Source organism: Miniphocaeibacter sp. (assembly GCF_049276255.1).
GTDB lineage: Bacteria > Bacillota > Clostridia > Tissierellales > Peptoniphilaceae > Miniphocaeibacter.
Genome location: NZ_JBASWB010000058.1, coordinates 1 through 21,802 on the forward strand (window position 1 = coordinate 1; position 21,802 = coordinate 21,802).

Here is a 21,802-nt window from a genome sequence, read left to right on the forward strand (position 1 = left end):
CCTTTATATTTTGTGTGGTAGCATATATTTTATAGGAAAAGTGAATAATTTGTCTATTCTTTTATATTCCAATAAAAAATAGTGCTAATGGATTTATTTCCATCAACACTATAAATTATAGAGCCGATTTTAATAGATTCAGTTCTGAGACTTTATTTTTTTGTGTTTTTAATTGCTCTACCTTATTTTTCTTCACTAATTTCAAATTATCTAATTCGTTTTTAAGAGTAGAAATATCAATAGGCTTATCTATTTTTAAGTTATCCTCCATAGATGTTACAGCGGATTCATGAAGAATTATTTCAGAAGAATGAGCTTGATAAAATTGAGCTTTATCTTGTGAATTTTGATAATTCAAATAAAGCTTCTCATATTTCTCTATGATTTCTATATTATTAAGCTGTATAGATATCTCATTAATTTTACTTTCTATAGTTTTGATTTCTTGAGAGTTCAAAGCTAACTTTTTGTTTTCATTTTTGATTGAGGAATATAAATTCTCTACATTTTTAATTCCATACTGGTTCATAATAGTCAAAGTCTTTGAGATATTTTTTAAATTATGCTGTTTAGCCCAGAATTCATATCCTTTAAAGCTTTTAACTTTTTCATTATTTTTCATATCAATAATCCGATCTACAGGGTGAAGCATATTTGTACTTCTCTCTCTAAATTCATTTTGATTAATGATTCTTTTTCTAATACTTACTTCTTTATAATAGTCTCCAATGGTTTTAGCTCTGGTGAATCTTTGTTGATCTTTAGCACGAAAAGAAATATGTTTTCTCTCTTTAATTTCATATCCCATTTCTTGCATAATTTGCAAAAAATTATCCCAATCTTTAGACTTTTTAATTGCAGAATCAATTGCATATTTAAGTTGAGCTTTCCAAGAAGTTCCTTTGTTCTTCTCCATGTATTCCTTATATGACTTTCCTTTTTCCTTAGACTCTTCTTCAATGACATGGAGATCATATTCTCTGCACAACTCATCGCTTATATTTCTAATTTGCTTATAAGTCTTTTTGTTAGAGATATAAGCTTTTCCATCTTCAAAACTTACATTATTAAACAATATATGATTATGAATATGGACTTTATCTATATGGGTAGTAAGCACATATTCGTAGTGGTTTTTTAATATTTCATCTGCAAGTTTAATACCAATTTCATGAGCGACTTCTGGAGTAATATCATCTTCCGGATCAAAAGATTGGATGAGATGTCTTGCTAAATTTTTTGCAGAACTATTCCATCTTTCTTTAGTCATCTGAAACTCCAAATATGCAGTTTCATGTCCACATCCATAAGTTGAGATTAATATTTGCTCGTCGGTTTTATTCTCATCCATTATGTAATCCAATGCATATTTTAAGGTAGTTTTGATAGGATGTATTTTTGTGACTGCCATATTTTCACCATCATTTCTTTGATCTCTTGTATATCTTCCGTGTAAATGGTATCCGTTGAATTTACTCTTTTTGCTATTTGATTTAAATTACTGGAAAATCTACTCATGTTAGTATTCATCTCTCTTAATGGAGAGTTATCTAATTTAAAAATTCGTCCATCTATTGCCATTTTTCTAAGATAAGCTCCCAAGTTTTTAACATCAGACTCATGCATATTTTTATAAATTAAATCTCTTTCTTGTTCAGTAACTCTAAAGTTTATTTGAATATCTCTTTCTCTATTTATCAAAAGCATTTCCTCCTTTTTTAATTTTTACAATTGGGGTTTGGGGATACTCCCCAAAAGTTTACCTAGTTATAATTTCGATGAATTGTAAGTTTATCAATATAAATTTATAAACTAGGTACAAGCAATTACATATTTTGTTTATAATAAATATGCAATAATTTGGAAGTGTATAGCCACTTCCTGTGCTTGCTACTATTCTTTAAAAGATTATTTATTGTAGAAAAATAGCTGTCATAAAAAAATGACAACAATTTTATTTTATTTAAAACCAAAAACCTAGGGTGCTGATTAAACCGTTAGATAGTTTATTTAGTGTAATAGGAATAAGATCTACTATAAGTGAGATTATTCCAATACTAAGTAATAGTATAAATGCAGCTATCACTTTAGGGTTGCCATAATATATTGAACCTGCTAATCCTAATAAAATGATTAGATTTATAAAACCTAATACAAACTTGCCTGCAACAGCAAGTGCTGAAGTCAGGATAGAAAAACATATTATAAAAATAACCAATGGAAATAATAATATTTTCATTGGAATTAATAACAAATTTCCTACTAGTTTCATAACTATGCCTCCCATATTTTTATTATAGACAATTAGATGTCGCTTGTAAATCATAATAGAAAAAATATTGTCGCTAATGTATAATGAAATTAATATAATGAATATCTAGGTGGTGTAATAAATGAAATTAGATAGAAGGTTGGAGATACTACTTACTCTTTTGCAATCTGATTGGGTATCGAGCCAGGAGTTGGCAGAGCAACATAAGGTAGACAAACGGACTATCAATCGGGACATGGACTTTTTAAAAGAAGCAGGGATTCCTATTATGGGGAAGAGAGGAAATGCCGGTGGATATAAAGTAGATGATAATTTTAAACTAAAGAATAAGAAGTTGAGTTTAAAAGAGCAACATCAGCTAATGAAACAAATTAAAGAAAGTGACAAAGTATCGGAAGAACAAATTGAATATGTCATAGATCAGGTAGAGGAAAAAATAATAGAATCTACTAAAGATTGGTTTGAAATACAAATGGAAGATGAAAAACTAAATGAAATGATTCGAGAAATAAAGACAGCAATTTTACGAGAACAGGAAATAGAAATTGAATTGAAATCTGGTGAAATTATTGATGGAGTACCTGAGAGATTTGTTGTGAATGGAGATGGACTATATCTTGAAATAGAAAATAGATTCTTTTCAATTATTGAATTTAAAGAAGTCACCCTGAATTCAATATTAAATGTTATTTAAGTTAGAAAGGATAGATTTTAATGGCTAATATATTAATTATTGAGGACGATAAAAGAATATGTAAAATAGTTGAAGATTATTTAATAAAAGATGGACATGATTGTTTTATAACTAATAACGGATTAGACATTATTAATATGTTAAAAAAATCTAATCCGGATTTAATAATACTGGATTTAATGTTACCAGAGCTTGATGGATTTACTATTTGTAAGTTAATTAGAACTGTAAGTGAAGTTCCAATTATAATCTTAACTGCAAAAACTGAAGAAGTAGATAAATTAATGGGATATGAATTAGGTGCAGATGATTATGTTACAAAGCCATTCAGTCCTAGGGTACTTAATGCAAAAGTCAAAGTGCTGTTAAAGAGAAGTGAAATTGGTTTTAAAGAAGATATAATAATAAATGGAAATATTAGCATTGATAATAGTTCACTCTTAGTTTATGTAGATGGAGAATAGATAGACCTTACATATAAAGAATTTGAGTTATTACATTTGTTTATGAAAAATCCCAATAGAGTGTTTACAAGAGAGTAATTACTCAGTCAGATTTGGGTATACGACTTTGCAGGGCACACTAGAACGGTTGATACCCATATAAACACTTTGAGAAAGAAGTTAGACGATGCGGAAAATCATATAGTTATCATTATAAGATTAGGATATAAATTTGAGGTGGAAGAATGAAATTTAAAAATTGGATACGACAATAAACATTATTGAAATTACCAGCGGTGTGAGAAGTAGAGATATACAAGGATAAGGTTAAACGTTGGCAAGTTGTTTCTAATTCTAAAAATCCTAGTGATACCATGGTAGAAGATTATGAATATTGTATTTTAATAAGATATGGTATAACAAAAATTGTAGATAGAAATATAAATTCGAATATATCCCATTTTACTTCTAGGATAGGTATTGAGAAGATATTTATTCTGCTCCTTATCCATAAAACCATTTTGGTATTTCTTGCAATTTATGAGTTCATAAAATAAATCATTGGATATAGAAGATACTAAGAAATTTAGAGTAGGTTATGAAGAAAGTTTATCAAATTTTAATTTTTTGAAAAGTATTACTTTATTTTTGCCATGTAGAATGATATTAGATTGAAAAATTAATCAATTTATGAAAAGGAGAAATTCTATATGGATAAAAATATTTTGTTAGAAACAAAGAGCCTTACAAAGTCCTTCCGCAGGAAAATAATTGTAGAGGATATAGATATTAAAGTTTATAAAGGCGATATTTACGGATTTTTGGGAAGAAACGGGCAAGGGAAAACTACTATTATTCGTATGCTTACCGGCCTTGTATATCCTGATAAGGGAACAGTTACTCTTTCCGGTTATGATTTAAAAGATGATTTCAAGAATGCCATTAATCAAGTAGGGGCAATGGTAGAATCTCCATCATTCTATGGATACTTATCTGGCTACAATAATTTGAAGCTGATTGCCAACCTCATTCCAGGACTTGAAAAAGGTCATATTATGGAAGTTTTATCTATAGTAGGCTTAGAAAATAGGGCCAAGGATAAGGTATCTACCTATTCGCTTGGTATGAAGCAAAGACTTGGCATAGCTAATGCCTTACTGGGCAATCCTCAGCTTATAATTCTTGATGAACCGACAAATGGCTTAGATCCACAAGGAATGATGGAAATTGAAGAGCTTATTTTATATTTGGCTAGGGAAAAGAACATTACATTCTTCATTTCCAGTCATCTTCTTCACCACATGCAAAACATTTGTAATCGAATTGGCATTATCCATGGGGGTAAGCTTGTTATAGAAGATAGGATAGAAAACCTGTGTGGAAATGGGTCAGGTGAATCTCTTGAAGACTTTTACTTTAGGCTAACAAGGGAGGTATGAGGAAATGAAATTATTTAAAAATGAATGTTATAAATTGTTTAGAACAAAAAAACTCTATATTTTTGCAGGAATCCACTTATTTTTTATAGTTGTTAATTTACTTAGCTACAAACCAGGTTTGGACGAAGATACTATTTGGACTTTTACCAATGGTCAATCAGCACCTTTAGCTCTTGCAGAAATATATGTTCAATTTATGATGTTCTTTATCCCAATTTTTATAGCTGATACTATTTCCAGGGAATATCAACAAGGAACTCTTAAGCTTTCTTTACTCTATCCTGTCGATAGAAATCAATTGATTAAAGCCAAGATTATGTCTTTACTGGTTATGATTTTAAGTCTTACTGTATTTTTTATAGTAGTTTCATATGCACTGGGTATTTATCACCTTGGATGGGGAAATGTATTTGAATATGAAGGTCTTAGCTATGGAACCATAAAAGGTATATTCATAACGATTGGTTCATATTTAATTTTAACGGTTCCAGCTATGACTTATGGAATTTTTGCTATTTGTCTTGCTCTTATGACAGGGGATCAAATTAGCACAATTATTGGTTCTTCTGGCTTGATGATACTAGGAATGAATTTAAATGGAATTAGTATAGGGAATCCTTATTCGCCAGCATATCATTTCTCTTACCTTTATCGATTCTTTGTTTTTGAAAATATAGGAAGAGATGGAATTATAGCAATAGTTATGACTCTTTTCTATTTTGTGATCTTTACAAGTATAAGTTTCTTGAGTTTTAAGAAAAAAGACTTAGTTTATTAGGGGGTATTTTATATGTTAGGACTTATAAAAAATGAATGTTGGCAAGTACTTCATAAAAAGAAACTGTATTTATCATTAGGCTTTCTTTTAGCAAATCTTTTAATTAATATTTTTCAAATAAAAGTTTATGTAGACCAAGAAGTCCTTGCTATGAACGGCCAGTCTTTTCCCTTACAAATTTTAAGTGGAAGTTCTTTCTTTATTGCGATTATTATTACTGTATTATTAGCGGATATGGTTTGTGAGGAATATCGTCAAGGAACTTTTAAGACTGCTCTCGCTCATCCTATTCATCGTTATCAGCTGGTTACAGCTAAGCTTGTAGGTATGGTATTTATTATTGCTATTCTTATTGGATTTACAGTTTTAATATCTTATATTATAGGAAACTTGGTTTTTCCTTGGGGAGACCATATCTTAGTTCAGGGAAATCCTTTGATTGTTAAAGGGCAAAGATTACAAGGTTTCCATGGTGTTAGCACTACTCTTTTAGCAGGCTTAGGATTTTTTCTTTCTGTATTTGGCTTTTCCATGATTATTTTCTTTTTTGCCTTTGCTTTTGAGAAGACAACAGTTACTATAGGTATAGGAGTTGCCCTTGTTTTATTAACAAATTTGGCGACCGATATCAAGATTTTAAAAGAATATTTTGTTGGAAGTTTTATGAATATCTTGCCATCAATGATTATGACAGACTTAGGGCTAAGAGTCATTATGCCCAAAATTGTCATATCTATTTTATATGTTCTTGTCTTTTATTCACTATCTATGATTTATTTTTCAAAAAAGGATGTGATATAAGGCTGGTAAAAATATGTTTAGGAGGGATATCATGTCACAAGTAAAAGTGCTTGTAGTAGATGATGAAATAGAAATAAGAGAACTACTTAAGGATTATCTTGAGGAAGAAAATTATAGGGTGAAAACCTGTGGAGACGGGGAAGAAGCATTAAAGCTTTTTAAGATTTTTAAGCCAGATATTATGATTTTAGATATTATGCTTCCAGGAATGGACGGTATAGGAGTTTGTCTAGAAATACGTAAAAAATCAACACTTCCCATTATTATGTTAAGTGCTAAAGGTAGGGAAGTAGATAAGATATTGGGTCTTGGATTTGGTGCAGATGATTATGTGGTAAAACCATTTAGTCCTAAAGAAGTTGTTGCAAGAGTTAAATCCCAACTTAGACGCTCGTATCAATTCTCTATTTCATCAGAATTTAAGAATGAAATAGAATTTAGGGACTTATCTATAGATCCATCTGCATATATAGTTTCTTCAAAGGGGCAACAGATTGATTTTACAACAAAGGAATTTGAACTTCTTCTTTTCTTGGCTCGTCATAACCAAAAGGTTTTAACTCGCCAGCAAATATATGATGGTGTATGGGGCTTTAATGAATATGGGGACTTAAATACAGTTACCATTCATGTAAAGAAAATTCGTGAAAAGTTAACTAAAGTAGTTGGAGAAGAGAAAGATTATATACAAACCATCTGGGGTGTAGGATATAAATTTGAAGGAGAGGAGCTATGAGAAAAGGTATTGAAAAAAGGCTGACATTTCCTTTGAAATTGCTTTTTATTATCCCTCTTATAATTATTCTTTTAGTAGGCACTTCTATAAAAGATAGGTTTGATTTATTAAAAGTAATATTACCAGGAATTCTTTTATCCCTACCGATCTATGCTTCATCAGTCTATTTATTTTATATTGTCAAAAAATATGTATTGAAACCTGTTCAAGATTTAAATATGGCAGCAAACCAAGTTATGCAGGGAAATTACAATTCTTTTGTCGATTATGACCAAGATGATGAAATAGGTGCATTGTGTAAAACCTTTAATGCCATGCAGGTTCAATTGAAAGAGGCTGTTGATAGACGGGATGAATTAGAAAAATCTAGAAAAGAAATGATCGCCAGTATTTCCCACGACTTAAGGACTCCAATTTCATCTATTAAAGGATATGTGGAAGGCTTAGAAGATGGTGTGGTTCATGATGAAGAGCGTTTTAAACGCTACTTGTCGGTTATAAAGGATAAAACTAATAGATTAAATAGTCTAATAGACCAATTATTTCTTTATTCTCAGGTGGATTTAAAACAAAATAAAGATAATTTGATGGTTTATGATTCAGGCGAATTATTAGATGATATTCTTTCTACCTATTCTCTTGAATTCATGGAAGAAAATATTGAATTTATGGTTGATCGTCCATTCCCTAATGTAAAAGTTCGAACAGATTATGAAGGCTTAATTCATGTTTTTGACAATCTAATATCCAATGCAAAACGCTACGCCAATAATGAAATTCAAATAACATCAGAAGTTCAGGAGAAATTTTTGGAAATTTGTCTTAAAGATGATGGAAGAGGTATCCTAGTAGAAGATCAAGCTCATATCTTCGATAATTTTTATAGGATAGAAAAATTTCGTGCAAGCCAGTTAGGTGGAGCAGGATTAGGTCTTCCTATTTGCAGAAAGATAATAGAAGGTCAAGGTGGACAAATTTGGGTTGAATCCCTGCCAAATGTTAATGGAACAATTTTTAAATTTACTATACCATTAGATTTGCAGAAAGATAAAGGAATTGCCTAATTTAAGAAAATTAATAATCTAATGCAAGAAAAACTCGCTAATTAAATTGATGTGTCTAGTCAAACAATAAATTCAATAGAACGAGGTCAGTAAAGTGCATAACTAATACTTGCATTTAAAATTGCTAGATTTTTTAATAAATATTAGAAGAGGTATTTATTTACTAAGAGGATGAATCATATGGAATACATTACATAGTAGAGATATTAATCCTACGACAGTTGAGAGTACTTCCATGATGTCGAATCTACACAACGGAGACAAACTCATCTCCAATAAAGTAATCCTTTTCTTCAGAGAATCTGCAAGAGGTGACATTGTGGTATTTGCTTCTTCCGTGGCTGAAGGTGACGACCACATGAATAGGGTCATAGGAGAGCCGGGAGATGTGGTGGACTTATATTAAGGTAAATTCTATATAAATGGTGAAAAACTGAAAGAAGAGTACTTGCCTGATGACATATTTACTTTAAACACCGTGGCAATCTAAAAGAGGAGGAATTATTTGTGGCAGGTGGCAGGTGACAACAGGACACCGGGAGGGTCAAATGACTCAAATAGCTTTGGGCCAATTAAAGAGAGTGCAATCAAGGAGATTACCGCTTAGAGGTATTTTCCATTTGACGATAGATTTGGAAGGATTGAGAACAATTGAAAGAAGATAAAAAAGAGAAGAGTGGAAATTTCATAAAGAATATTATGTTTATAGTACTTGCACTTGTCATTGCAATATTAATTAGAAAATACGTATTCAGCACCCACATAGTAAAAGGTGCATCCATGGAAGACACACTTCACAGTGGAGATTTCATAATCACGAATAACTTATCATTGGTTTTTGGAAATCCTGATCGTGAGGATATTGTGGTGGTGAAAGATCCTAGTGGTGGAAAAACTTGGGGAGTCTTTGACAGGTTGGTCGTAAAGAGAGTAATTGGACTGCCAGGAGATGACATAGATTTAAATGAGGGAAAATTTTATATAAACGGTGAATTGCTCCAAGAGGAGTATGAAGCGGAAGACAGTTGGACAATGGCCTCTGTGGGAAATCATTGGGAACTTGCAGCGGATGAATACTTCATAGTAGGAGATAACAGAAATCCGGGCAAGTCATATGACTCCAGAGCATACGGACCTGTGGATAGGGATTTAATTTGTGGTAGAGCCAGCGTGAAACTTTTTCCATTGGATAAAATGGGAAAAATATAATTAGTGAGGTAAGAGATGAATAGACAAGAATTTATTGGATAATTGAAGAAATTAATCGTGTTAATGTATAATCTAACACAATATATGATAAAGCATTATTGATGGTTATTTAGATCCGAAAATATAAAAGATTGTTCTTAAAACATATAATAAAGACTGAAAACTAGATAAAACACAAGATCATGAAAATTCTTTATAAATATATTAAACTTATATAAATAAAAAGTTAAATGGACGATGAAAATACATAAACGATCAGATAAAGTTATATGAACTATTTATTTGAAGAATTAAATATTGAAAAAGGAAAAAGTTTATGGAGTTATCCCTAGGAAATAGAAAAAAGTTGCCATCGCATCTAGTCTGGTTTCTAAGCCGGAGCTGATAATATTAGATGAACCAACCAATGGTTTAGATCCCTTGGTTCAAAAAAATTTATTTAGGTTACTGGGAGAAACGGTAGAAGAAGGTGGAACGGTATTCACCTCAGGTCACAATTTAAAGGAAATTGAAGAACTGGTAAAAAATTTAAACAAAATGGAATTAAGGGATTTAACCATAGATAAATTATCCCTTGAAGAAGAATTTTTAGGGTACTATGGAAGGTGTGAAAACAGTGGTATTTAATTTGGAGCTTAAGAATAAATACAAGTCTCTGGTAGTTTGGATAATGGTTTTATCGATTTTAATATTTGCCATACTGGCAATTCTTCCGTCCATGGAAACAGAAAGCATGCAATCCCTTGTAGATGCAAAATTGGAGGGAATACCGGACGGCCTACTGGTTGCTTTAGGCATTGAAAAAATACCTGATTTCACTAATCCATCTGTATGTTATGGATATATATACCTGTATATAAATATGGCAATTGTTATATTTGCAAGTTTATTAGTAGCAAATGCATTAGTAGAGGAAGAATCCAGTGGAAAGATTGAATACCTGTACGGACAGTCACTTTCAAGAAAAAAGATCTTTGTGGAAAAGCTACTGGCATCTATGGCTTTGCTTTTAATTTTACTTGTTCTGATAACTGCAGTGGCAATGATGTCTTTAAAGACGTTCAAATCCCATCAGTATACCATTAGAGAGATAAATGAAAGTTTGTTTCGATTTTTTCTGGGAAGCCTCTTTACTAATTTTATATTTATAGCATTTGGAATATTATTATCCAGCCTATTAAAAATTTTAAAGTCTATAACCAGTTTTATAATGGCCTTTGTCTTTGGAACATATATTGTAGGGATTATAGGAGAGCTTGTGGGGAAATATGATTTTTTAAATAAATTATCCCCCTTGAAGATTATGAACCCCTTAGATATAATGGAACAATTTCCGTCTTGGAAAATAGTAGTGCCATGGTTGGGGTCACCTTAGTCACCTTATTTACGGGTGGTTATGATTTAACAATAGAAGAAACAATTAACAAGATAACAATTGACATTATAATCAAATTTGACTATAATATAGTTAAATTTGACTATTGAGAGGTAGAACTTATTGATTAAATTATTAATTTTAAACCTATTGGAAATTCAACCTATGTCTGTATATGATATAAAATCAAATATAGAGAAATATGATGCTATGCGTTGGGCTAATATTCTAGTAGGGTCAATACAAAATGCAGTAAATTCTCTATATAAAACAGGTGAAATAGAAATAGATACTGTTCAATATATTGGAAAAAGAAAAAAGACAATTTATAAAATTACCGAATATGGTATGCAAATTAGAAAAAAAGAAACTCAAGAAGCGATTGAATTAGAAGATATTCAGTTTTCATATAATTTCTTTATTGGAATGTCAGGGGCAAAAACATTTAATGCTGATCAAAAAAGAAATATGCTAAATGTAAGGAGAGAAAAACTCATAAAGTCAAAGATATCATTAATAGAAAGTATAGGTATAAAAAAGAATCATACAACTTTAGATAAAGTGCAATCTTTAGTGATTGATAATATGTTAAACACCATTGATGGGCAGATACTTCTCGTTGATAAATTAATAAAGAATTTAGGTGATAATAATGAAAATTGATCATATTGTTGTGAATGTAGATGAAAAATATCAAAAAAATAATTCTATAATTGAAAATATAAGAAAAACCGGATTATTTTATGAACCTAAGAAAGGTAAGTGCACTAATGGATTTAAAGCATCAAATATTTGGATTGGTAATGAATATTTTGAAATGATAAATATATTAAAGCCTAGAGGTGGAGGTTGGGTATCTGAATGGACTGATAGATTTAATCAAGGACATAGAGGTATGATATGTTTGATGTTAGATATAGAAAGTATTGAGTTATTATATGAGAATCTAACAAAGAAAGGAATAGAAATTAGCCAACCTAACTGGTTAGAGTTCAAATGGTTTTTTAATTTATTTACTAGAAAAATGCCATGGAAAAATGCTTATCTTCCTTTTTTTGAAAAAGTTCCATTTCAAATAGGTTTTCAACAGCTTAAAGATGAAAAGACAAGAGATTTTATGAATCAATACGCAATACCTAATTCAAGGGATAATGGGATATCTGGAATTAATGAAATTATTATTAGCGGAGAATTTAGTGACACTGATTTTAAACTGTTACAAAGTATTTTTGATCTGACAGAAAGTGATAATAATACAATTAATATATTATTGAATTCTAAACAGAAATTAATATTTAATAAATCAAATAACTATAGTGTAATAGTAAAAACAGAGTCAAGCTTAAATACATCAATGGTAATTGAAAATATAAAAATAATTTGTTGATATTTAGTGTAATTTTTGTAAACTAAATTAATTTTTAATTAATAAAACTTAAATATAATGAATTATAATAAGAGGAAAAGACTAGAAAATAGTCTTTTTTTATTGTTTAAATATTAGGAGGTGATAATATGAGTTATTTATATGGTTCAGGAAATGATACTGTAGATGAAATAGGGAAGCTAAATTTTATTGGTGATATAGTTCCACACACTTGGTATAAAACTATCTTAAGAGAGAATAATAAGACATATTTGAATACAATTATAATACTGGTAGATATTGTCCATTGGTATCGGTTGTAAGGGGTTAGATAAAAATTATATAATTATGATGATAAAAATGTTTATGATGTAGAGGGGACGTTAAGTACAAAGTTGAGAATGAAAAAAGATGAGGAGTTAGAAGTCTATGAGATGTAGATTTAATAATTATAAGGTGAGTTATATGGTATATTGAGATATAAGGAATAAGTCATAGATGGGAGGTAAATAATGAATAAATTATTAAGGGTAATGTTTATTATTCTAATGATAGCTCTTTTGGGTGCTGCTATAATGCAAATATTTTTTCCGGAAGCTATGGGAGCTAATTCTGAATATGGAGTATCAGTAGGTTGGCAAAGAGAAATCGGATTTTGGAATTTGGCAATTCTTCCTATACTAATCGGGGTAAATAGGAAATATGATTTATATTTTTTGACAATAGTTGTTTTGTCACTGATTGTTGGAGGATTGGGATTTGGAACGAATCATTTAATAGGATACATAAATGATAGTTCCAAGGTTATAAGTTTAATCGGAGCATTAGAAAATTATGCCTTTGTTATTTTATGGATAATTGGATTAAAAATAGAATATAAAATACAGAAAACACAAACGGGTAATAAACATGATTAATGAATTAAAATATAGGAATACAAGAACATATATAATAAAAGGTAAGAAAGGCTCGATTTTAATAGACACAGATTGGGCAGGAACATTACAGAATTTTTTTAAAGGTATTAAAGAAATGGGATTGCAAGTTTCTGATATTAAATATTTATTGATTACACATTATCACCCTGATCATATGGGAATTGCACAAGATTTAGTAGATTTAGGAATAGAATTATTAGTAATTGATAAACAAATTGATTATATTCATTTTTCAGATGAATATTTATCTAAAAACAAAAATGATAATTTCAAACCGATTAATGAAGATTTAGCAAAAATCATTACTTGTAAAGAAAGTCGAGAAATATTAAAGACGGTTGGTATAGATGGAGAAATTATTTATACGCCAGGGCATAGTGATAAAAGCATATCTGTAGTTATTGATAAAGAGGCTGTTATTGTTGGAGATTTATATCCGATTCAAACAGCAGTTGCTTATGATGATATGGTAATAAAAAGTTGGAATAAAATACTTAGCTATAATGTAAAATTAGCATATTATGCTCATGCAAAAGAAGATTTTATTGGAGAAATCAAATCATTAAATAATACTAAATAATAGGAAAGAGATGTGTATGAAAAGGGAAAATATAAAGATTAGTGGAATTCCTGCAGTACTATGGGGAAAACCATCTAATGACGTATATTTATATATACATGGGAAAAATGGAAACAAAGAAGAAGTAGAACAATTTGCAGATATATTTATCGATAAAGGCTTACAGATTTTTAGCATTGACTTGCCGGAACATGGAGATAGAAAAGAAGAAAAAATTGCCTTAGAACCATGGAATGTAGTCCCAGAATTACAAATGATTATGAATTATTTAAAAGAAAATTGGAATAGGGTTTATATAATTGGTAATAGTATTGGATGCTGGTTTAGTTTACTTGCTTTTCAATATGAGAGCATAGAAAAAGGTTTATTTATAGCTCCTATACTAAATATGGAGCAGTTGATTAAAAATATGATGAAATGGGCATCCGTTACAGAGAATGAATTAAAAAACAAGAAAAAAATTGAAACTTCATTTGGAGAAACTCTTTCATGGGAATATTATAACTACACACGTGATAATCCAATTGATATTTGGAATGTTGCAACAAAAATACTATATCCTGAAAAAGATAGTATGACAGATATTGAGGTAATGAAAAAGTTTGTAGAAAAATTTAGTAGTCAATTAACCGTACTTCATGGAGCAGAACATTATATTCATAAACCAAAGGAAATCGAGTTTTTAAGAGATTGGTTAGAGGTAAATTTATAGATTTAAAAGAATATTTTGACAAAACCACTGGAACTAATATATATATAATTTATTAAATAACAAACAGCCTTTTAAATAATACTATTAAAAAGACTTCTTATAAGGAGACATTATGATAAAAAAATTAAATAATAAATATTTTAAAAAACATCCAATAAAGGATATTTCAGCTGCTAAAATAACGTATAATATGACAGCTGTTTATGATATTGACGATTTGGTTAATAAAACATTAGATGAAGGTTATAAACCGAAAGAAGAGGAACTACAACTAAGAGATGAAATTTTAAAAGAACACGACAGTGAAAAATTACTTAAATATATGCGAAAGAATCTTACTTTAATTAGTAGAATGGAATTATACTATAGAATTCTAGAACATGAAGAAGAAATGATGCCATTAATAAAAAAACGAGCAATGACTAGTATGCAGGATGAATTTATTGAAAATGTTATTTATTTTTTTATTCATTGTCAAGAGGATTGTTGTGATTGGATTCTTCAACAATATAATAATATACGTAGTGAGTATTTAAAGTCTCAATTATGTTTAGTCTTAGGTCATCGTGGCGATATTTCAATGATTGAATTTCTAATGGGTGAAGTTAAGCGTTTTGAAAATCTACATCTTGATGAAGATTTTGAGCAAGGACCTATTTTAGCCTTACAATTAATAAAAGATAATTATATATATAATAAGTATGAGAAATTGTTTTAATAGAAAATAAAACTATTTTAATTATGTATGATAATATCCTGTGTATTTTACTATTTAGTACATATTTAGAATCTATGGCTTTATTTTATTTGAAGATAGGAGATTTAAATGAAAAAATTTCTGTATAGTGGAATAATTATGTTAATTTTAATGATAATATATATAATTATTGGTTTAAGTTATCCTGAATATTCTTTGCCTTTTAGCCTTACTTTAACCTATATATTTTATTTTGCTTATATCCTAATTATGATAATAATGTTTATAGTATATTTTAAAAATAAAAACAAGTAATTTAAATATTTTATTTAGATGGTGTTAGATATGGCAATATGGAATCCTTGGAGGGGTTGTAAGAAATATAGTGAAGGTTGTAAATTTTGTTATATTCATAAGGGGGATTTTAAAAGAAATATTAATACAAATGAAATTGTTAGAACTAAAGATTTTTATAAACCAATAGAGAAACTTAAAAATGGTAATTATAAACTTAAGTCCGGAAGGGTATATTTATGTTTTTCAACAGATTTTTTAATTGAAGAAGCAGATAAGTGGAGGCAAGAGTGTTGGAAAATTATTAAGGAGCGTTCTGATTTAAGTTTTTTATTTTTAACAAAAAGAATAGACAGGTTTTTAAACTGTATTCCCGATGATTGGGAAGATGGTTATGGGAATGTCACTGTTTGTTGTACTATTGAAAATCAAGCTACGGCAGATTATAGACTTTCTATTTTTAAAAATCTACCAATAAAACATAAATGCATTACAGCTCAACCTTTACTTGAAGAAATCGATATTGAAAAATACCTAGACGATATAGAATTAGTAGTTGTTGGTGGAGAATCCGACTATAGGGCAAGACCTTTAAATTATAGCTGGCTACTTAATATTAGGGAGCAATGTATTAGAAAAAATACAAATTTTGAGTTTAGGCAATGTGGTACAAATTTTATAAAAGATGGAAAGAAATATAGATTACAGACTAAAATTCTAGGTTCACAGGCAAGAAAGGCAAATATAAATTATTATATAAAAAATGAAAAATAGGAAAAGTATATGGAAAAAGATAATGAATTAATTTTTAATATAGACAAATTACATATGACTGAATTAGGTAAGGAACGGATTTAAAAAAACAATCTTTTATTAGAAAATAGTAGTATTGTAGATTGGTATAAGAAACAAATAATATATCCTAATTCTTTAATTACAAAAAGGGAAAAGACTGGTATATAACTATAGACAATTTTATAATTACTGTAAATGCAAGTAGCTAGACTATTATTACAGCCCATAAGAAAGATAAATCAATTTAAGGTTTGTCTTTTTTTATTAAGTAGAGTATTTTGTAATTTTGTTTAATTAAAATAGTTAGATATTGATTAAAATTTTTAAATCCTTTAATATAAAAGAATAGACTATTATTATTACGATAATATTTTAACAATTTATTCCAGAATAAATACAAAGGAGGTAGTTACCAAAATCTAGGAATTATTTGATTTTTATTCTTTATTACTAATATTTGGTAACAGAATTATGAGCAATAAATTATTTAATAAAAAATGGAGACGGCTATTAGGTTTATTTGCTTTTATAGCAACAGGTGGTGGTTTGATAGTTTCAACAGCCATTAATGAAAGAAACATTTATAAAACGGAAATTTTAATAATTTTTGGTTGTTTTTTTGCTATTAGTTTAGCTGATCACTTTAGACAGTTAATTGAAAAGGATGATAAAAATGAAAATTAAGAAAAAAAGTATATATGTTTTTATTTGTTCATTTGTTGGGGTAACGTTAACATGGTTTATAAATCATAAAATGGGTTATGGGGCAGTAATAGCTAATGGTTTAGTAGGAGTTATGGCAGCTACATTTCTCCCAAATGATTTAGCCGGAATAACATATACTTCATCATTTGTAGGAATGAGTTCACTATCTGTAATACCATCGTTAGGAGCGGCTTTTTTAGGTAGTGTTATAGTTGGAATAATCTTTTTAGTTACAGCAGAAATATATGCTGGAATTGGAGGTAAGGGAGGAACTACAGCTGCTTTATCGACAATAATTACAAAAACAATAATTAATTTTTTTAGTTAGGAGAACATTATGGAAGAGGTTATTATTTTAATAGTATCGATTATTGCAGGTATTGCAACATATACTGTTTCAAATATTTTAAATAGAGGTCCGGTTATTGCTTCAGCTATTATAACTTTAGTGTCGGGACTTATGCTTCCCTATTTTTTTCCAGTTATTGGCGATGTTTTGGCAACAGCAGCAGCTTGTTCTTCTTACGCTGGAATGATATCTGTAGAAAATGCATTAAATCCATTAGAAATGGCTGTAATATCATTATTAACGGGAATACTATTTATAGCTGCAAGTAGTGCTTATGTAGGTATTGGAGGAAGACTTGGAACTATAGCTGCTATATCCTGTTTTGCTTGGCTAGGTTTTAAAAAGGTATTTGTAGGTTTAGACAAATAATCTTAGGGTAAACCTTTGCTACAAATATTAAATATTTAAATTAAGGGGAGCGATTTATGAAATTAAGTAGAGTAAAGCTAATAGCATATTGTGGAATGGTTGCCTTATTAGCTAGTTTAATTTTAGGTTTATTAGGTTATTCTAATAATACGAAGGAAATTGATAATATTAAAAATCAACTATTAGAAATGCATGTGGAAAATAATATAGATTTAACAATGAAATATATTAAAAACTCCTATGGAACCTTAACTCAAGGGGATGAAACTCTATTAGATGCTAATGGTAATAGTATAGAAGGGGAGTTTGGTGTAGTAGATAGCGTGTTAGAGGATTTAGGTGATAAATCCACTATTTTTGTTAAGGTAAATGATGACTTTAAGAGAATTTCAACTAATATTATGGCTGATGGTAATGAAAGAGCAACAGATACCTATTTAGGTACAGATCATAATGCCTATGAAACTGTAATGAAAGGTGAAGTATATACAGGTGAGGCAGAAATACTAGGGGAAAATTACTATACTGCCTATGAGCCTATAAAAGATATTAACAACAATGTAATAGGTTTATTATTTGTTGGTATGCCAACAGAAAACCTAGACAAGATAATTAACTCACATGATACAAAAATGAGTAATATTAATATTTTAATAATTGTTTTTAGAGCTATTGCATTAGGTTCATTAATAGTTTTAGTTGGTGCATCGGTTTTTGGAACAAAAGAAGAAAAGGAAAAAACAAGTAGTGAAAATGACAAGTCTACTAAATTAGAGTAAAAGCTTATTGAAATATATATAGGAAAATATAATGCTAAAAGAAAGAAATGAAATAATTAACAGTATAAGAAATAAGAAAATATACCTTTTAAGACATGGAGAAACTAAATGGAACAAGGAAGGTCGTTGCCAGGGAATATTAGATTCTCCCTTAACAGATAAGGGAAAAGAACAGGTTAGGAAAAATGGAAGATTACTAGGAAAATATATTTCCGATGTAAAAAAGGAAGATATACAAATGTATTCCAGCCCCTTAGGTAGAACAAAAGAAAGTTCAAAACTCATTTTAAATGAATTAAATGGAAAAGTAACAAATATTATTTATGACAGTAATTTACAGGAAGGTAATTTAGGCCTATGGGCAGGAAAAACAAAGAAAGAGATTTCTAAAGAAAATAATATTGACTTTACAAATTTTGCTTGGTACTTCAATTCCCCTAGAGGTGAAAGTTATAGGGATATTGAAAAGCGTTGTTGTAAATGGTTAAGGAGTATTTCCAATATTTCCAGTAACAATATAATTTTAATGACCCATGGATTAGTTAGTATTGTTCTACGAGGTTATTTATTAGATTTGGATTTTAAAGAAGCCATTAAATTAAATGTTCCACAAAATGGATTTTATTTAATTAATAATGGTATTATAAATTTTATTACAGAAGAAGTTGATGAGTTTGACTCATATTCTTTTTAATTAAGTGAGGAAATAATGGTTACAATTTTAATTGTTGAAGATGATTTAAAGTTAAATAATGGTATAAGGTTGGCATTAAAAAATGAAAATTATAATTTTATTCAATCCTACACTGTTGAATCTGCAAGAAGAGAATTAAATTCAAAAGATATTGAATTAATTTTATTAGATATTAATTTACCAGATGGAGATGGAATTGAATTTTTAAAAGAAATAAGATTAAAATCAGATATCCCTATTATATTGATTACGGCAAATAATATGGAAATGGATATAGTCACTGGACTTGAACTTGGTGCTAATGATTATATTACAAAGCCATTTAGCCTTATGGTGTTAAGAGCAAGAGTTGATGTTTGTTTAAGACAGAATAAAAATAATTTTAGTTTGATTTATAAGTCTGAAGACTATTATTTTAATTTTGAAAAAATGATTTTTAATGTAGGAAATAATGTAATTGAATTGAGTAAAAATGAACAGAAATTATTAAAAATTCTTATAGATAATAAAAACAAAGTAGTTTTAAGAGAAAAGTTAATAGATGAAATTTGGGATGAGGATTTAGAATATGTAGAAGGTCATGCTTTGACTGTTATAGTAAAAAGGCTTAGGGATAAAATAAAAATAAGCCCTGAACATTCTTTAAATATTAAAACAGTGTATGGAATAGGGTATACTTGGTCGGAGAAAAAATGAAAATGTATTTAATTTTAGTTTTAGTAAGTTTAATAACCATATTGTTAATTTATTTATACTTTAAAAAAAGAGAAAGTCAATTAATAGATAGTTTACAAAATATGATAGAATTGGCTGAAAAAGATAATTATTCTTTTGTTAAATTTGATGAAAGTAAGTTATCAGTATTAGAAAATTCAATGAAACATTATTTAATAGGTAATAGGATAAAATTTAATAATATACTTAAACAAAAGAAAAGTTATGAAACTTTAATTTCAGATATTTCTCATCAAAGTATTACACCAATATCAAATATTATTTTATATTCTGAATTATTACAAGAAAATCATAAGTCAGAAGAAATATATGCAATAAAAAATCAAGTAGAAAAATTACATTTTTTAATAGAATCATTAATTAGTTTATCTCGCTTAGAAACAGGTATTGTAACTATTAATCCTAAAAAGGAAAATATTAAGTTTTTATTAGAAAAATTAGAAGGACAATTTAAAACTAAAATATTAGAAAAAGGGATAAATTTTAAACTGGAAACCAAATCTGTATTTGCTACATTTGATATTAAATGGACAGAAGAAGCTGTTGGAAATATTATTGAAAATGCTATAAAGTATACGGATTATGGTGGTAAAATCATTATTTCAATTGAAGAATATCAATTTTTTGCAAGAATAAATATAAAAGATACTGGAATAGGAATAAAAGAAAATGAATTAAATAAAATCTTTAAAAGATTTTATAGATCAAATGATGTAAATGGTACTGAAGGAGTAGGATTGGGTTTATATTTAACTAGAAAAATTATTAACATGGAAAAAGGTTATTTAAAAGTAGAGTCGAGAAAAGGTGAAGGAACAATGTTTTCAGTATTTCTGCCTATTTAAATATATCAATATTGTTATATTTAGGATATTAGTTTGAAACATTTATATGATAAAGTCTATATTGAAATATTCAATATAGATTTTTTGTTTTAAATTATTTTAATAAAATGAGGTAAATTAATATGGAAATTGTAAAGGCAAAAGAATTGAAAAAGATATATGGAAAAGGTGAAACTTCTGTTTGTGCTTTAAATGGAGTGAATTTAACAATAAACAAAGGAGAGTTTTTAGCTATTGTAGGAACAAGTGGTTCTGGCAAGTCGACTTTATTAAATATTCTTGGTGGGTTAGATAATCCAACTGAAGGGACAATTATAGTAGATGAGAAGGATTTAAGTAAACTAAACGATGAAGAATTAACGGTTTTTAGACGAAGAAATATTGGATTTGTATTTCAAAAATTTAATTTAATACCAATGTTAACTGTTTGGGAGAATATTATATTACCTATAAAGTTAGATGGAAGAAAGTTAGATGAAGAATATATTAAAAATATAATTAAAACCTTAGGTATAGAAAATAAGCTAAATAGCCTACCAAATACTTTATCCGGTGGACAACAACAAAGAGTTGCAATAGCTAGAGCTATATCAACAAAACCGGCAATTATTTTAGCTGATGAACCAACAGGAAATTTGGATTCTCGGACAAGCCAAAGTGTAATGGGTTTATTAAAAGTAACAAGTAGGGAATTTAATCAAACAACAGTGATTATTACACATAATGAAGAAATTGCTCAACTTGCTGATAGAGTATTGAGATTGGAAGATGGAATAATTATTTAAAAAAGAGGTAAAAAATGGTAAAAATAAATAACAAAGAATGTATTTCATTATTAACCAATAGATTTATAAAATCATATAAAAAGAACTCATTATCGTTACTATTAGGAATGTCTTTAATTATAACTTTAATAGTAAGTTTAACAACAATGTTATATACAAATCATAGACTCGAATCAATACAAAACCAGTTCATATATACAAATATGGATTATGAAATAAAAAACTTATCAATGAAACAAACAAAAAAGCTGCAAGAAAATAAGACTATTGAGAACTTAGGAATGGAAAGATACTTGTCTACAGTAAAAACGGAAAATAATCAGTCAGCTGTAATTATATCTGCTAATA

General features: G+C 28.6%; 32 protein-coding genes and 1 pseudogene. 30 read left to right on the plus strand and 3 right to left on the minus strand.

Annotated features, from left to right (window positions below; all coding sequences use genetic code 11):
* Nucleotides 1-115: 115 nt before the first annotated feature.
* The 3 genes from WAO56_RS07385 to WAO56_RS07395 all read right to left on the minus strand — a co-directional run bounded on the left by WAO56_RS07385 (nt 116) and on the right by WAO56_RS07395 (nt 2,272).
* Nucleotides 116-1,411 carry a relaxase/mobilization nuclease domain-containing protein gene (locus WAO56_RS07385; protein ID WP_422144155.1) on the minus strand — a complete coding sequence of 432 codons (1,296 nt, stop codon included), beginning with the start codon at nt 1,409-1,411 and terminating at the stop codon, nt 116-118.
* The gene (locus WAO56_RS07390; protein ID WP_422146309.1) at nt 1,372-1,707 is read right to left on the minus strand and encodes a plasmid mobilization protein; all 336 of its coding nucleotides are present in this window, start codon (nt 1,705-1,707) and stop codon (nt 1,372-1,374) included. The genes WAO56_RS07385 and WAO56_RS07390 overlap by 40 nt, the downstream gene beginning before the upstream one ends.
* Before the next feature lie 256 nt (nt 1,708-1,963).
* Nucleotides 1,964-2,272 carry a hypothetical protein gene (locus WAO56_RS07395; RefSeq protein WP_422144157.1) on the minus strand — a complete coding sequence of 103 codons (309 nt, stop codon included), beginning with the start codon at nt 2,270-2,272 and terminating at the stop codon, nt 1,964-1,966.
* Between the two features lie 121 nt (nt 2,273-2,393).
* Here WAO56_RS07395 and WAO56_RS07400 point away from each other — a divergent pair, with 121 nt between their 5' ends.
* The 30 genes and pseudogenes from WAO56_RS07400 to WAO56_RS07545 all read left to right on the plus strand — a co-directional run.
* Entirely contained in the window at nt 2,394-2,966 is a 573-nt protein-coding gene (locus WAO56_RS07400) for a helix-turn-helix transcriptional regulator (protein WP_422144158.1), read from the plus strand.
* A 20-nt stretch (nt 2,967-2,986) separates the two neighbouring features.
* Nucleotides 2,987-3,430, plus strand: a complete 444-nt coding sequence (locus tag WAO56_RS07405) for a response regulator transcription factor (protein ID WP_422144159.1) — start codon at nt 2,987-2,989, stop codon at nt 3,428-3,430.
* Nucleotides 3,431-3,658 (plus strand): annotated as a pseudogene (locus WAO56_RS07410) (winged helix-turn-helix domain-containing protein).
* 476 nt (nt 3,659-4,134) lie between these two features.
* Nucleotides 4,135-4,848, plus strand: coding sequence for an ABC transporter ATP-binding protein (locus tag WAO56_RS07415; protein WP_422146310.1), 714 nt, complete (start codon nt 4,135-4,137; stop codon nt 4,846-4,848).
* Nucleotides 4,849-4,852: 4 nt separating this feature from the next.
* On the plus strand, nt 4,853-5,626 hold the full coding sequence (locus WAO56_RS07420) for an ABC transporter permease (protein WP_422144161.1): 774 nt from the start codon (nt 4,853-4,855) through the stop codon (nt 5,624-5,626).
* Nucleotides 5,627-5,638: 12 nt separating this feature from the next.
* Nucleotides 5,639-6,427: an ABC transporter permease subunit gene (locus tag WAO56_RS07425; RefSeq protein ID WP_422144162.1), complete on the plus strand. Its 789-nt coding sequence runs from the start codon at nt 5,639-5,641 to the stop codon at nt 6,425-6,427.
* Between the two features lie 31 nt (nt 6,428-6,458).
* A complete protein-coding gene (locus tag WAO56_RS07430) occupies nt 6,459-7,163 on the plus strand; it encodes a response regulator transcription factor (RefSeq protein ID WP_422144163.1) in 705 nt (234 codons plus the stop codon).
* Nucleotides 7,164-7,195: 32 nt separating this feature from the next.
* Nucleotides 7,196-8,227, plus strand: a complete 1,032-nt coding sequence (locus WAO56_RS07435) for a HAMP domain-containing sensor histidine kinase (protein WP_422144164.1) — start codon at nt 7,196-7,198, stop codon at nt 8,225-8,227.
* Between the two features lie 205 nt (nt 8,228-8,432).
* Nucleotides 8,433-8,633 (plus strand): signal peptidase I, encoded by a 201-nt coding sequence (lepB, locus tag WAO56_RS07440; protein WP_422144185.1) that lies wholly within the window; start codon nt 8,433-8,435, stop codon nt 8,631-8,633.
* 245 nt (nt 8,634-8,878) lie between these two features.
* Nucleotides 8,879-9,436: a signal peptidase I gene (lepB, locus tag WAO56_RS07445; protein ID WP_422144165.1), complete on the plus strand. Its 558-nt coding sequence runs from the start codon at nt 8,879-8,881 to the stop codon at nt 9,434-9,436.
* 351 nt (nt 9,437-9,787) lie between these two features.
* Nucleotides 9,788-10,063: an AAA family ATPase gene (locus WAO56_RS07450; RefSeq protein ID WP_422144186.1), complete on the plus strand. Its 276-nt coding sequence runs from the start codon at nt 9,788-9,790 to the stop codon at nt 10,061-10,063.
* Nucleotides 10,044-10,811: an ABC transporter permease subunit gene (locus tag WAO56_RS07455; RefSeq protein WP_422146311.1), complete on the plus strand. Its 768-nt coding sequence runs from the start codon at nt 10,044-10,046 to the stop codon at nt 10,809-10,811. Before WAO56_RS07450 ends, WAO56_RS07455 begins: the two co-directional genes overlap by 20 nt.
* 123 nt (nt 10,812-10,934) lie before the next feature.
* Nucleotides 10,935-11,474, plus strand: a complete 540-nt coding sequence (locus WAO56_RS07460) for a PadR family transcriptional regulator (RefSeq protein ID WP_422144167.1) — start codon at nt 10,935-10,937, stop codon at nt 11,472-11,474.
* Nucleotides 11,464-12,198, plus strand: coding sequence for a hypothetical protein (locus tag WAO56_RS07465; protein ID WP_422144168.1), 735 nt, complete (start codon nt 11,464-11,466; stop codon nt 12,196-12,198). Before WAO56_RS07460 ends, WAO56_RS07465 begins: the two co-directional genes overlap by 11 nt.
* A 128-nt stretch (nt 12,199-12,326) precedes the next feature.
* Nucleotides 12,327-12,500 (plus strand): hypothetical protein, encoded by a 174-nt coding sequence (locus WAO56_RS07470; RefSeq protein WP_422144169.1) that lies wholly within the window; start codon nt 12,327-12,329, stop codon nt 12,498-12,500.
* A gap of 189 nt (nt 12,501-12,689) precedes the next feature.
* Nucleotides 12,690-13,094 (plus strand): hypothetical protein, encoded by a 405-nt coding sequence (locus WAO56_RS07475; protein ID WP_422144170.1) that lies wholly within the window; start codon nt 12,690-12,692, stop codon nt 13,092-13,094.
* Nucleotides 13,087-13,695: an MBL fold metallo-hydrolase gene (locus tag WAO56_RS07480; protein WP_422144171.1), complete on the plus strand. Its 609-nt coding sequence runs from the start codon at nt 13,087-13,089 to the stop codon at nt 13,693-13,695. Before WAO56_RS07475 ends, WAO56_RS07480 begins: the two co-directional genes overlap by 8 nt.
* A gap of 16 nt (nt 13,696-13,711) precedes the next feature.
* Nucleotides 13,712-14,407, plus strand: coding sequence for an alpha/beta hydrolase (locus WAO56_RS07485; RefSeq protein ID WP_422144172.1), 696 nt, complete (start codon nt 13,712-13,714; stop codon nt 14,405-14,407).
* A 112-nt stretch (nt 14,408-14,519) separates the two neighbouring features.
* Complete coding sequence (locus tag WAO56_RS07490; protein ID WP_422144173.1) at nt 14,520-15,125, plus strand: hypothetical protein; 606 nt, start codon at nt 14,520-14,522, stop codon at nt 15,123-15,125.
* 108 nt (nt 15,126-15,233) lie between these two features.
* Nucleotides 15,234-15,419 (plus strand): hypothetical protein, encoded by a 186-nt coding sequence (locus tag WAO56_RS07495; protein WP_422144174.1) that lies wholly within the window; start codon nt 15,234-15,236, stop codon nt 15,417-15,419.
* Nucleotides 15,420-15,449: 30 nt separating this feature from the next.
* The gene (locus WAO56_RS07500) at nt 15,450-16,172 is read left to right on the plus strand and encodes a DUF5131 family protein (RefSeq protein ID WP_422144175.1); all 723 of its coding nucleotides are present in this window, start codon (nt 15,450-15,452) and stop codon (nt 16,170-16,172) included.
* Nucleotides 16,173-16,664: 492 nt separating this feature from the next.
* Nucleotides 16,665-16,877, plus strand: coding sequence for a hypothetical protein (locus WAO56_RS07505; protein ID WP_422144176.1), 213 nt, complete (start codon nt 16,665-16,667; stop codon nt 16,875-16,877).
* Nucleotides 16,867-17,226, plus strand: coding sequence for a hypothetical protein (locus tag WAO56_RS07510; protein WP_422144177.1), 360 nt, complete (start codon nt 16,867-16,869; stop codon nt 17,224-17,226). Before WAO56_RS07505 ends, WAO56_RS07510 begins: the two co-directional genes overlap by 11 nt.
* Nucleotides 17,227-17,235: 9 nt before the next feature.
* Nucleotides 17,236-17,616 carry a hypothetical protein gene (locus WAO56_RS07515; RefSeq protein ID WP_422144178.1) on the plus strand — a complete coding sequence of 127 codons (381 nt, stop codon included), beginning with the start codon at nt 17,236-17,238 and terminating at the stop codon, nt 17,614-17,616.
* Between the two features lie 56 nt (nt 17,617-17,672).
* Complete coding sequence (locus WAO56_RS07520) at nt 17,673-18,395, plus strand: Cache 3/Cache 2 fusion domain-containing protein (protein ID WP_422144179.1); 723 nt, start codon at nt 17,673-17,675, stop codon at nt 18,393-18,395.
* Nucleotides 18,396-18,426: 31 nt separating this feature from the next.
* The gene (locus WAO56_RS07525) at nt 18,427-19,089 is read left to right on the plus strand and encodes a histidine phosphatase family protein (protein WP_422144180.1); all 663 of its coding nucleotides are present in this window, start codon (nt 18,427-18,429) and stop codon (nt 19,087-19,089) included.
* A gap of 15 nt (nt 19,090-19,104) precedes the next feature.
* On the plus strand, nt 19,105-19,785 hold the full coding sequence (locus WAO56_RS07530) for a response regulator transcription factor (protein ID WP_422144181.1): 681 nt from the start codon (nt 19,105-19,107) through the stop codon (nt 19,783-19,785).
* Nucleotides 19,782-20,669: a sensor histidine kinase gene (locus WAO56_RS07535; RefSeq protein ID WP_422144182.1), complete on the plus strand. Its 888-nt coding sequence runs from the start codon at nt 19,782-19,784 to the stop codon at nt 20,667-20,669. The genes WAO56_RS07530 and WAO56_RS07535 overlap by 4 nt, the downstream gene beginning before the upstream one ends.
* Before the next feature lie 122 nt (nt 20,670-20,791).
* Nucleotides 20,792-21,454 (plus strand): ABC transporter ATP-binding protein, encoded by a 663-nt coding sequence (locus WAO56_RS07540; protein ID WP_422144183.1) that lies wholly within the window; start codon nt 20,792-20,794, stop codon nt 21,452-21,454.
* A 14-nt stretch (nt 21,455-21,468) separates the two neighbouring features.
* The coding region (locus WAO56_RS07545; RefSeq protein WP_422144184.1) for a hypothetical protein at nt 21,469-21,802 on the plus strand (334 nt) is incomplete at its 3' end.